Genomic DNA, 11,743 nt, shown 5'->3' with positions numbered 1-11,743 from the left:
TGCCCGACCCCTCGTCCGGGGCCCCGGCGAGGAGTGTGCGACGCGGCACGCCGGAGACCGCCGACGGTGCCCGGGCGCGTGGGTGGGGCGACTTAGGATCGGTGCATGCCGACCGCCGCTGAGGACTTCGTCCACCTCCACGTCCACACCGAGTACTCGATGCTGGACGGCGCGGCGCGGATCGGGGACCTGTTCGACGAGGTCGAGCGGCTCGGGCAGAAGGCCATCGCGACCACGGACCACGGCTACGTGTTCGGGGCGTTCGAGTTCTGGTCGCGCGCGCAGGCGAAGGGCATCAAGCCGATCATCGGCGTCGAGGCGTACATCACGCCGGGGACGAGCCGGTTCGACCAGACGCGCGTGCGGTTCGGCCAGCAGGGGCAGGAGGCCGACGACGTCTCGGCGCGCGGCGCGTACACGCACATGACGCTCCTCGCCAAGGACAACGAGGGACTGCACAACCTGTTCCGGGCGTCCTCGCTGGCGTCGCTGGAGGGGCAGATGGGCAAGTGGCCCCGCATGGACCGGGACCTGCTCCAGACCTACGGCAAGGGCCTCGTCGCGACGAGCGGCTGCCCGTCGGGGGAGATCCAGACGCGCCTGCGCCTCGGCCAGTGGGACGAGGCCGTGCGGACCGCGGGCGAGCTCCAGGACGTGTTCGGCCGCGAGAACTTCTACGTCGAGCTCATGGACCACGGTCTCGACATCGAGACCCGGGTCACGCAGGACCTGCTGCGGCTCGCGGAGACGATCGGCGCGCCGCTCGTCGCGACGAACGACCTCCACTACGTCCGCGAGGAGGACGCGTCGAGCCAGGAGGCCCTGCTCGCGATCAACTCGGGGTCGACGCTCGACGACCCGGACCGGTTCAAGTTCGACGGCACCGGCTACTACGTGAAGTCGGCGGCGGAGATGCGCCGGGTGTTCGCCGAGCTGCCCGAGGCGTGCGACAACACCCTGCTCATCGCCGAGCAGTGCGAGGTGTCGTTCGACACCTCGGCGAACTACATGCCGCGGTTCCCCGTCCCCGACGGCGAGGACGAGACGAGCTGGTTCGTCAAGGAGATCGAGCGCGGGCTGCACCGGCGGTACCCGAACGGGATCCCGGACGCGTCGCGCAAGCAGGCGCAGTACGAGACCGAGGTCATCATCCAGATGGGCTTCCCGGGGTACTTCCTCGTGGTCGCCGACTTCATCAACTGGGCCAAGGAGCAGGGGATCCGGGTCGGGCCGGGCCGTGGCTCGGCGGCCGGGTCGATGGCCTCCTACCTCATGGGGATCACCGAGCTCGACCCGCTCGAGCACGGCCTGATCTTCGAGCGGTTCCTCAACCCCGAGCGCGTGTCGATGCCCGACGTCGACGTCGACTTCGACGAGCGTCGGCGCGGGGAGGTCATCCGGTACGTCACGGAGAAGTACGGGGACGACCGCGTCGCCCAGATCGTCACGTACGGCACGATCAAGGCCAAGCAGGCGCTCAAGGACTCGGCGCGCCTCCTGGGCTTCCCCTTCGCGATGGGCGAGAAGCTCACGAAGGCGATGCCGCCCGCGGTCATGGGCAAGGACATCCCGCTGTCCGGGATCTTCGACCCGAAGCACGAGCGGTACCCCGAGGCGGCGGAGTTCCGTCAGCTCCACGACACGGACCCCGAGGCGCAGCGCGTCGTCGAGCTCGCGCGCGGCATCGAGGGCCTGAAGCGGCAGTGGGGCGTGCACGCCGCGGGCGTCATCATGTCGAGCGACCCGCTCATCGACATCATCCCGATCATGCGCCGCCCGCAGGACGGCGCGGTCATCACGCAGTTCGACTACCCGACGTCCGAGGGCCTCGGGCTCATCAAGATGGACTTCCTGGGGCTGCGCAACCTCACGATCCTCGACGACGCGCTCGAGAACATCGAGATGAACGGCAAGGACCCGATCGAGATCGAGTCGCTCGCGCTCGACGACAAGGCGTCCTACGACCTGCTGGCGCGCGGTGACACCCTCGGCGTGTTCCAGCTCGACGGCGGGCCGATGCGCGCGCTGCTGCGGCAGATGAAGCCGGACAAGTTCGACGACCTCTCGGCCGTCATCGCGCTGTACCGCCCGGGCCCCATGGGCATGAACTCGCACACGAACTACGCGCTGCGCAAGAACGGCCTGCAGAAGATCGAGCCGATCCACCCGGAGCTCGAGAAGCCGCTCGCGGAGATCCTGGACGAGACCTACGGGCTCATCGTCTACCAGGAGCAGGTGCAGCGCGCCGCGCAGATCCTCGCCGGGTACTCGCTCGGCCAGGCCGACCTGCTCCGGCGCGCGATGGGCAAGAAGAAGAAGGAGATCCTCGACAAGGAGTTCGTGCCCTTCCAGGCGGGCTGCCGCGAGCGCGGGTACTCCGACGGCGCGATCCAGGCGGTCTGGGACACGCTGGTCCCGTTCGCGGGTTACGCGTTCAACAAGGCGCACTCCGCGGGCTACGGCCTCGTCGCCTACTGGACGGCCTTCCTCAAGGCGAACTACCCGACCGAGTACATGGCGGCGCTCCTGCAGAGCGTGCGGGACGACAAGGACAAGCTCGCCCTGTACCTCAACGAGTGCCGGCGCATGCACATCACGGTGCTGCCGCCCGACGTGAACGACTCCGCGGCCAAGTTCACGGCCGTCGGCAACGACATCCGCTTCGGCCTCACGGGCGTGCGCAACGTCGGCGCGAACGTCGTCGACGCGATCATCCGCACGCGCGAGGAGAAGGGCGCGTTCACGTCGTTCACCGACTTCCTCGACAAGGTGCCGGCCGTCGTCTGCAACAAGCGCACCATCGAGTCGCTCATCAAGGCGGGCGCGTTCGACTCGCTCGGTCACCCCCGGCGCGCGCTGCTCGTCGTGCACGAGCAGGCGGTCGACTCGGTCATCAGCGTCAAGCGCAAGGAGGCCGAGGGGCAGTTCGACCTGTTCGCCGACTTCGGCGGCGACGCCGAGGACGGCATGTCGTTCTCCGTCGACGTGCCCGACCTGCCGGACTGGGACAAGAAGCAGCGGCTCGCGTTCGAGCGCGAGATGCTCGGTCTCTACGTGTCCGACCACCCGCTCTCCGGCCTGGAGCACGTGCTCACGCGGGCCGCGGACACCGGCATCGCGAACCTGCTCGCCGACGAGGGGCGGCCGGACGGGTCGACGGTGGTGATCGCGGGCCTGGTCACGTCGCTCCAGCGCAAGATGAGCAAGAACGGCAACCCGTGGGCGGCGGTGACCATCGAGGACCTCGAGGGTGCCGTGGAGGTCATGTTCTTCGGCGAGACCTACCTCGCCTACTCGACGATCCTCGCCGAGGACCAGGTCGTCGTGCTGCGCGGGCGGGTGCGCCGTCGCGACGACACGATGCAGCTCCAGGCGATGGAGGTGTCGCTGCCCGACATCACCGTGGGGGCGGAGTCGCCGCTCGCCGTGAAGGTGTCCCACACGCGCTGCGTGGAGCCGATCATCGTGCGGCTGCGCGAGGTGCTCGCGACGCACCCCGGCTCGGCCGAGGTCCACGTCCAGGTCCTGGAACCCGGCAAGACGACGGTCGTGCGCGCGGGGGACGGGCTGCGCGTCGAGAAGTCACCGGCGCTGTTCGGCGACCTCAAGGCCCTGCTCGGGCCGTCGTGCCTGGTCGGCTGACGCGGATGACCGAGGCGGTCGACGGTCCCGGACGCGCGTCGTGGGACGACGGCTCGGCGTCGCACCGGTTCCGGGTCGTGCCGGCGGCCTACGTGCTGCTGCGGCGCGGCGACGCGGTGCTGCTCCAGCTCCGGCAGGGCACCGGCTACCGGGACGGGTTCTGGGCCGCGGCCGCGGCCGGGCACGTCGAGGCGGGCGAGTCGGTCGTCGCGGCGGCGGTGCGCGAGGCGCGCGAGGAGCTGGGGGTCGAGATCGACCCCGCCGACCTGCGTCCGCTCACCGCCCTGCACCGCGGCGAGCCGGGCGGGCCGGCGCTCGAGCAGCGCGCCGACTTCTTCTTCGCGACCGCGGCCTGGTCCGGCGAGCCGACGCTCCAGGAGCAGGACAAGGCGGCCGACCTGCGGTGGTTCGCGCTGGACGCCCTGCCCGACCCGGTCGTCCCGCACGAGCTGCACGTCCTGCGCGCCCTGCGGGCGGGCACGGTGCCGGTGGTCATGACCTTCGGGTTCGACGCCTGACGCGCGCGGGCGCGGGGAGCGTCGGCGCCGGAACCCGTAGGCTCGACGCCGTGATGCGCCTCAACCCCGAACAGCTCGTCTTCGTCACCGAACGCCACCTGGCGACCCTCACCACGCTGCGCGCCGACGGCACGCCGCACGTCGTCCCCGTCGCCTTCACGTGGGACCCCGACGCGGGCGTGCTGCGCATCACGACGAACCGCGCGTCGGTCAAGGCCCGCAACGCGCGCCTGCCGGGCGCCGACGGGGGCGCCCCGCGTGCCGCGGTGTGCCAGGTCGAGGGCGGCCGGTGGATCACGCTCGAGGGCACGATCGAGGTCGTCGAGGACGAGGACGAGGTGGCGGACGCCGTCGCGCGCTACGCCCGTCGGTACCGCCCGCTCGACCACAACCCCGAGCGCGTCGTCCTCCGCCTCACGCCCGACAAGGTGATGGCCTCGACCTACATGGCCTGACGGTCGCTCAGGCGACGATCGCGCTCTCGGTCCCCTGGGGGTGGTCGACCGAGACGACGTCGCCACGGTGGAGCTGGCGGCCGCGGCGCGTGTCGACCTCCCCGTTGACGCGGACCTCGCCCTCCGTGACGAGCTCGCGCGCCTCGGCGCCGGACTCGGCGAGGCCGGCGAGCTTGAGGAACTGGCCGAGGCGGATCACGTCGTCGGAGATCTCGACCGGGCGGGCGTCGTCGGGGGAGCTCATGGATCCATTGTCCCCGCCCGCGGGCACCGCCACGACCCCGTGGCGACGAGGCCGGCACCGGACGACCGGTGGACGAAACGCCTCGTCGCGGCGGCGCGCGGGCTCCTAGACTCGACCCCATGATCACCCGCATCGATCTTCGAGGACGTTCCCTGTCCGCCCGCGAGCTCGTCGAGACCCTGCCGCGCGCAGAGCTCGGCGTCGAGGACGCGGCGCATCGGGTCGCCCCGATCATCGAGGCGGTCCGGGAGCGCGGCGCGGACGCGCTGCGCGAGTACGCCGAGCGGTTCGACGGCGTGCGCCCCGAGCACCTGCGCGTCCCGGCCGACGCGCTCGCCGACGCGCTCGCGGGCCTCGACCTCGACGTCCGGTCAGGCCTGGAGGAGGCGATCCGTCGTGTGCGGCTCGTGCACGCCGCGCAGCGCCCGCAGGACTTCACGGTCGAGATCGCGCCCGGGGCGCAGGTCCGCCAGCGCTGGGTGCCGGTGCGGCGCGTCGGGCTCTACGCTCCCGGCGGCCTCGCGGTCTACCCGTCGTCGGTGGTGATGAACGTCGTCGCGGCGCAGGAGGCGGGCGTCCGCAGCCTCGCGGTCGCGTCGCCGCCCCAGAAGGAGAACGGCGGCCTGCCGCACCCGACGATCCTCGCGGCCTGCGCGCTGCTCGGGGTCGACGAGGTCTACGCGGTGGGCGGTGCGCAGGCGGTCGCGATGTTCGCCTACGGCGCCGCGGGCAGCGAGCCGCAGGACGGGGACGTGCTGTGCGAGCCGGTCGACGTGGTGACGGGCCCCGGCAACGTGTTCGTGGCCGCGGCCAAGCGGCTCGTGCGCGGCGTCGTCGGCATCGACGCGGAGGCGGGCCCCACCGAGATCGCGATCCTCGCGGACGGCACCGCCGACCCGGGCCACGTCGCGGCCGACCTCATCAGCCAGGCCGAGCACGACCCGCTCGCGGCGGCCGTCCTCGTCACGCCGTCCGTCGAGCTGGCCGCCGCGGTCGAGGCGCGCCTCGCGGACCTCGTGACGGCGACGAAGCACGCCGCGCGCGTCGCGCAGGCGCTCGCCGGTCCGCAGTCCGCGATCGTGCTCGTCGACGACCTCGAGCACGGTCTGCAGGTGGTCGACGCCTACGGCGCGGAGCACCTCGAGATCCAGGCGGACGGCGCGGCAGCGCTGGCCGAGCGGGTCACGAGCGCGGGTGCGATCTTCGTCGGCCCCTGGTCGCCCGTCTCGCTCGGCGACTACATGGCCGGGTCCAACCACGTGCTGCCGACCGGCGGCTGCGCGCACTTCTCGAGCGGCCTCGGGGTGCACAGCTACGTCAAGGCGGTCCAGGTCGTCGAGTACGACCGTGACGCCCTGGAGGAGCTGGCGGACCGGATCGTCGCCGTCGCGAACGACGAGGACCTCCCGGCCCACGGCGAGGCGGTGCGGGCGCGGTTCCTGTGACGGCCGCGCGCGAGCACCGCGTGCCGGTGCGGCGCGCGGTCCCGCGCGATGCCGACGACCTCGTCGCCCTGCGCGTGCACCTCATGCGCGCGATGGGGGAGTCGGACGCCGAGGACGGCGCCTGGCAGCGCCGGGCGAGGGAGTGGTTCGCCCGCAGGCTCGGCTCGGAGGACGTCGTCGCCTTCGTCGTCGACGCGCCCGACCAGGTCGCGGCGTGCGCCCTCGTCGAGCTGCACCGGTCGGTGCCGTCCGCGCGGAACCCGCACGGCACGACGGCGCACGTGTCGAACGTCTGCACCGTGCCCGGGGCGAGGGGCCAGGGCTACGCGCGCGCGTGCGTCGTCGCGGCCCTCGACTGGGCGCGCGCGAACGGTGCGGACTCGGTCTCCCTGCACGCCACGCCCGACGGCGAGTCCCTGTACCGCGGGCTCGGCTTCGTCGACACGACGTACACGGAGCTGCGCCTGCGGTGGTGATGCGCTCGCGGGGCCGTCAGCGGACCCCCAGGACGAAGGGGTGCACGGCGGTGGCGCCCGCCTGGCGCAGCAGGCGCGCCGCGACGGTGAGGGTCCAGCCCGACTCGGTGTAGTCGTCGACGAGGAGCACGCGGCGACCGGCGAGCCCCGCCCGCGCGGCGTCCGACAGCTCGAGCTGCAGGCGGCCGGCGACCCCCGCGAGCCGGGTCGCGGAGTTCACGTCGTGCCGGCCCGGCTCCTCGCGGCCCGGGACCGGCCCGACGGCGCCGATGAGCGGCTTGCCGAGGTAGCTCGCGAGCCCGTTCGCGAGGTGGAACGTGAGCCGCGGTCGCGTCGCCGAGCGGACCGCGACGACGCCGTCCACGAGGAGCCGGCGTCCAGCGGGAGCCGTGGTGCCGGGTTCGGCGCCCTCGCCGGGCCCGGTCTCCGCCTCCGGCGCAGCGGCGGCCTCGTAGAGCTCCGCCCAGTCGTCGAGCACCCGCGCGGCCGCGCGCCGGAGCGCGACGGGCGTGTCGCCGTCGAGCGTCCCGGGGGCGAAGAGCTCGCGCAGCGGCGCCGACCAGCCGAGCCCGTCGAGCCGCGCGACGGCCCGCCCGGTCTCCGCGAGCTCGTCCGCGCCGAGGCGACCGCGCAGGTCGAGGCCCAGGCGGTCCATGCCGCTCGGCCACTGGCGGCGTGCCACGACCTCCACCCCCGGGCGGTCCATGTCGGCGCGCGCGGCGGCGACGGCCTCGGCGTCCGGGAGCGCGGGCAGCGTCACGCCGCCGCACGTGTCGCAGCGCCCGCAGCGCCACCCGTCCTCGAGCTCCGGGTCGTCGAGCGCGGCACGCAGGAACGCCATGCGGCACCCGTCGGTCGCCTCGTAGTCGAGCATCGCCTGCTGCTCGGCGGTGCGCGTGGCGTCGACGCGCTCGTACCGCTCCGCGTCGTACGTCCACGGCCGCCCCGTGGCCTCCCAGCCGCCCTTGACGCGCCGGACGGCGCCGTCGACGTCGAGCACCTTGAGCATGCCCTCGAGGCGCGAGCGCTTGAGGTCGACCTGCGTCTCGAGCTGCGCGACCGACTGGGTCCCTCCGGTGCTCAGGGCGTCGAGCGTCGCGCGGACCTGGGACTGCGGCGGGAACGCGGTCGAGGCGAACCACTCCCAGATGCGCCGGTCCTCCTCGCCGGGCAGCAGCACGACGACGGCGGAGTCCACGCCGCGGCCCGCACGCCCGACCTGCTGGTAGTAGGCGATGGGCGAGCTCGGCGCACCGAGGTGGACGACGAACGCGAGGTCGGGCTTGTCGAAGCCCATCCCGAGCGCCGAGGTCGCCACGAGCGCCTTGACCCGGTTCTCCTTGAGGTCCTCCTCCAGGCGCTCGCGCTCGGCCGGGTCGGTCTGGCCCGTGTACGAGGCGACGGCGAGCCCCGCCGCGCGGAGCTGGCTCGCGACCTGCTCGGCCGCGGAGACGGTGAGGCAGTAGACGATGCCCGACCCGTCGACGTCCTGCAGCGCCTCGACGAGCCACGCGACGCGCGTGGGCTGGTCGGGCAGGCGCAGGACGGCGAGGTGCAGCGACTCGCGGTCCAGCCCGCCGCGCAGGACGAGCACGTCCTCGTGGCCCGCCTCGCCGGCTCCGGCGGCCGCGCCGGACGCGTGCGCCGCGGTCACGCCGAGCTGCTCGGCGACGTCCGCCGTCACGCGCGCGTTCGCCGTCGCCGTCGTCGCGAGCACGGGGATGCCGGGCGGCAGGTCGGCGAGGAGCGTGCGGATGCGGCGGTAGTCGGGCCGGAAGTCGTGGCCCCAGTCCGAGATGCAGTGCGCCTCGTCGATGACGACGAGGCCGGCGTCGGCCGCGAGCCGGGGGAGCACCTCGTCGCGGAAGCCCGGGTTGTTGAGCCGCTCGGGCGAGCAGAGCAGCACGTCGACCTCGCCGGCGGCGATGGCCCGGTGCACGTCGTCCCACTCGGTGACGTTGGCGGAGTTGATGGTGACGGCCTTGATGCCCGCCCGCGCCGCGGCCGAGATCTGGTCGCGCATGAGCGCCAGGAGCGGGGAGACGATGACGGTCGGCCCGGCGCCGCGGTCGCGCAGCAGGCGCGTGGCCACGAAGTACACCGCGGACTTGCCCCACCCGGTGCGCTGCACGACGAGCGCACGACGCCGGAACGCCACGAGCGCCTCGATCGCGCGCCACTGGTCCTCGCGCAGCGCCGCGTCGTCGCGCCCCACGAGCGCGCGCAGCGCCGTCTCGGCGTCCTCGCGCAGCGACTGGCCGTCGAGCAGGCCCCGCAGCATGGCGAGCTTGGCCCGCTTGGCGGCCTCCCCGCCGTCGGGCGCGGGGGAGGACGCACGGGTCGGGACGTCGGTGCCGTCCGGTACCGCCACGCGCGGCGCCGGCGCCGGCGCCGGGTCCGGGCCGGGCCCCGACGGCGCGGCCTCCGCCCAGGGGTCGCCGTACGGGTCGGCGGGCTCGTCGAGCGGCGGCGCGTCGGCCGGGTCGAAGGGCAGGTCGGCGTACGGGTCGGTGGGGCTCACCCGCACGATCGTAGGCGCACCCGCCGACCCTCGGGTCGTCGTGCACAGGCCGCGGCCCGCGGACCCCGGGGACGGGGTCGCGGGCCGCGGGAGCCGAGCGCGTGGGACGTCAGGAGCGCATGTCCATGACCACGCGACCGTCGATCCTGCCCTCCTCCATCTCGGAGAAGATCGCGTTGACGTCGTCGAGCGGGCGCACCGTGTACGTCGGGCTGATCTTCCCGCGGGCGAAGAAGTCGAGCGCCTCCGCCATGTCCTTGCGCGTCCCGACGATCGACCCGCGCACGGTCAGCCCGAAGAGGACGGTCGTGAAGATGTCGAGGGGGAACTTCTCCGGCGGGAGCCCGACGAGCGAGACCGTGCCGCCGCGGCGCAGCGCTCCCACGGCCTGGGGGAACGCGTGCGCGTTGACGGCGGTGACCAGCGCGCCGTGGACGCCGCCGCCCGTCTGCTCCTGGATCTCGGCGGCGGCGTCGGGCGACGTCGCGGCGTTGACCGTGACCTCCGCGCCGTGCTTGCGCGCGAGGGCGAGCTTCTCGTCGTCCACGTCCACCGCGGCGACGCGGCGGCCCATCGCGACGGCGTACTGCACCGCGATGTGCCCGAGCCCGCCGATCCCGGAGACCAGCACCCACTCGCCGGGCTGGGTGTCCGTGACCTTGAGGCCCTTGTAGACGGTGACGCCCGCGCACAGGATCGGCCCCACGGCGGACAGGTCGACCCCGTCCGGGACCACCGGGCAGTAGCGCGAGTCGACGAGCATGTACTGGCCGAACGAGCCGTCGACCGAGTAGCCGCCGTTCTTCTGGTGCGGGCACAGCGTCTCCCAGCCCGTCTCGCAGTACTCGCACTCGCCGCACGCGCTCCAGAGCCAGGCGTTGCCGACCGTGTCGCCGACCCGGACGCGGGTCACCTGGTCGCCCACCGCGACGACCGTGCCGACGCCCTCGTGTCCGGGCACGAACGGGGGCGAGGGCTTCACCGGCCAGTCGCCGTGCGCGGCGTGCAGGTCCGTGTGGCACACGCCGGTGTAGTCGACCTTGACGAGGGCCTCGTGCGGTCCGGGGGTGGGGACCTCGACCTCGTCGACGCGCAGCGGGTCCGTGAAGGAGTGGACGACGGCGGCACGCATGGTGGGCATGACGATCACCTCGGATCCTCGGGGAGAGTGGCGGCCGGACCGTGCCGGCGGTCCTGCCTCGTCCTCGACGCTACGCGCGCCGGGGAGGGCCGGCGCGGTGAGCGGCGGTATCGACGACTCAGGGCCGTGCGGCTCGTGACCTTCGCCTCTCCACGACGAGGGCGAGAGTCCCCGCCACCACGACGACCCACTCGCTCACCGCGGCGAGCACCTGCTGCGTCCCGCCCACCGTCTCGTTCACGCCGAAGAACCCCACGGTCGTCGACAGGTAGAACGCGGCGAGGGTGAGCGCCCCGAACCCGACCGCGCCGAGGAGCGGGAGCCAGTGCCGCCACACGAGCACGAGGAGGCCGAGGACCAGTCCCGCGACCGCGTTGAGCGCGAAGAGCGGACCGACCACGTCGATGTCGCGGTACCCCTCGACGAACAGGGCGAGGTGGACGTCGGCCGAGAGCAGCAGCCCGGCGGCGGTCAGGCCGCGCAGGACCCACGCGCCGAGCGCGCGGCCCTCCCGGACGGGCGGCGTGGGCGGCCCCGTGGTCACGGACATCGTCGTCTCCTCCGCTCGTGGGCGGTCGGGGCGCGGGCCCGCGCGCCCCGGTGCTTCAATGGAACCGCCGCCGACGTCGTCGCGCGCGCCGGGCGGCCGGGGCGGGTCGAGGGGTCCGCCGTGCAGGCACCGTGCAGGGAGGCCGGACATGGACGCACCGCACCGCGCAGACGCCGCGCACGGCGCCGGACCCGACCGGAGCACGAGGGCTCCGGCCCGTGGCCCGGACCGGGGTTCGGCCCCGCTGCCGCGTGTCCCCCACGCGGCGACGCCGACGCGGCGCGTCGTCCTCGCCGGGTCCGGCGCGGGCGCCGCGCTCGCCCTCCTCGCCGCGTGCGGCGGCGAGCCGTCGGGGACGCAGGACGGGGCGACGAGCGGCGACGACGGCTCCGGCAGGGGCGAGGCCGTCGTCGAGCCCGGACAGGCGCTCGCCAGCACCGACGACGTCCCGGTCGGCGGTGCGCTCGCGGTCACCGTCGCGGGCGCCCCGCTCCTCGTCACGCAGCCCGAGGAGGGGACGTTCGCGGCCTTCAGCGCGATCTGCACCCACCAGGGCTGCACGGTCGCGCCCGGGGACGGCGAGCTCCTGTGCCCGTGCCACGCGTCCCGCTACGACCTCGCGACCGGCGCCGTGCTCGGCGGGCCGGCACCCGCGCCCCTGCCCGAGGTGCCCGTGACGGTCGACGGCGGCGAGGTCACGTCCGCCTGACGTGGCGGCCGGCGACCGCGCGCCGGGCGCGAGGTCGGCGCG

10 protein-coding genes are annotated in these 11,743 nt (G+C 74.0%); 6 read left to right on the top strand and 4 right to left on the bottom strand.

Features of this window, described 5'->3' with window-relative positions; translation table 11 throughout:
- Positions 1-105 precede the first annotated feature (105 nt).
- From dnaE to ACTJIY_RS08110, 3 genes are read left to right on the top strand one after another with little or no spacing between them, the layout of a single operon-like run.
- Positions 106-3,642, top strand: coding sequence for a DNA polymerase III subunit alpha (dnaE, locus tag ACTJIY_RS08120; RefSeq protein ID WP_253051379.1), 3,537 nt, complete (start codon positions 106-108; stop codon positions 3,640-3,642).
- Positions 3,643-3,647: 5 nt separating this feature from the next.
- Positions 3,648-4,160 (top strand): NUDIX hydrolase, encoded by a 513-nt coding sequence (locus ACTJIY_RS08115; protein WP_253051380.1) that lies wholly within the window; start codon positions 3,648-3,650, stop codon positions 4,158-4,160.
- Positions 4,161-4,210: 50 nt separating this feature from the next.
- The gene (locus ACTJIY_RS08110; RefSeq protein ID WP_253051381.1) at positions 4,211-4,615 is read left to right on the top strand and encodes a pyridoxamine 5'-phosphate oxidase family protein; all 405 of its coding nucleotides are present in this window, start codon (positions 4,211-4,213) and stop codon (positions 4,613-4,615) included.
- 7 nt (positions 4,616-4,622) lie between these two features.
- Here ACTJIY_RS08110 and ACTJIY_RS08105 read toward each other — a convergent pair whose 3' ends face one another.
- Positions 4,623-4,859 (bottom strand): RNA-binding S4 domain-containing protein, encoded by a 237-nt coding sequence (locus tag ACTJIY_RS08105; RefSeq protein WP_253051382.1) that lies wholly within the window; start codon positions 4,857-4,859, stop codon positions 4,623-4,625.
- A gap of 119 nt (positions 4,860-4,978) precedes the next feature.
- Between ACTJIY_RS08105 and hisD the strand changes: the two genes are divergently transcribed.
- Entirely contained in the window at positions 4,979-6,304 is a 1,326-nt protein-coding gene (hisD, locus tag ACTJIY_RS08100; protein WP_440674207.1) for a histidinol dehydrogenase, read from the top strand.
- Entirely contained in the window at positions 6,301-6,780 is a 480-nt protein-coding gene (locus ACTJIY_RS08095; protein WP_353709455.1) for a GNAT family N-acetyltransferase, read from the top strand. Before hisD ends, ACTJIY_RS08095 begins: the two co-directional genes overlap by 4 nt.
- A gap of 16 nt (positions 6,781-6,796) precedes the next feature.
- On the opposite strand, the gene ACTJIY_RS08090 is transcribed toward ACTJIY_RS08095, so the two are convergent.
- From ACTJIY_RS08090 to ACTJIY_RS08080, 3 genes are all read right to left on the bottom strand, one after another.
- Complete coding sequence (locus ACTJIY_RS08090) at positions 6,797-9,061, bottom strand: RecQ family ATP-dependent DNA helicase (protein WP_440674233.1); 2,265 nt, start codon at positions 9,059-9,061, stop codon at positions 6,797-6,799.
- A 349-nt stretch (positions 9,062-9,410) separates the two neighbouring features.
- Complete coding sequence (gene adhP, locus ACTJIY_RS08085; protein WP_353709454.1) at positions 9,411-10,442, bottom strand: alcohol dehydrogenase AdhP; 1,032 nt, start codon at positions 10,440-10,442, stop codon at positions 9,411-9,413.
- 118 nt (positions 10,443-10,560) lie between these two features.
- Positions 10,561-10,992 (bottom strand): hypothetical protein, encoded by a 432-nt coding sequence (locus tag ACTJIY_RS08080; protein WP_353709453.1) that lies wholly within the window; start codon positions 10,990-10,992, stop codon positions 10,561-10,563.
- Positions 10,993-11,140: 148 nt separating this feature from the next.
- On the opposite strand from ACTJIY_RS08080, the gene ACTJIY_RS08075 reads away from it, so the two are divergent.
- Entirely contained in the window at positions 11,141-11,701 is a 561-nt protein-coding gene (locus tag ACTJIY_RS08075) for a Rieske (2Fe-2S) protein (protein ID WP_440674208.1), read from the top strand.
- Positions 11,702-11,743 lie beyond the last annotated feature (42 nt).

Origin of the sequence: Cellulosimicrobium sp. 22598, from assembly GCF_052044445.1 — a bacterium.
GTDB lineage: Bacteria > Actinomycetota > Actinomycetes > Actinomycetales > Cellulomonadaceae > Cellulosimicrobium > Cellulosimicrobium cellulans_G.
This window is presented reverse-complemented; position numbering and strand designations above follow the sequence as displayed.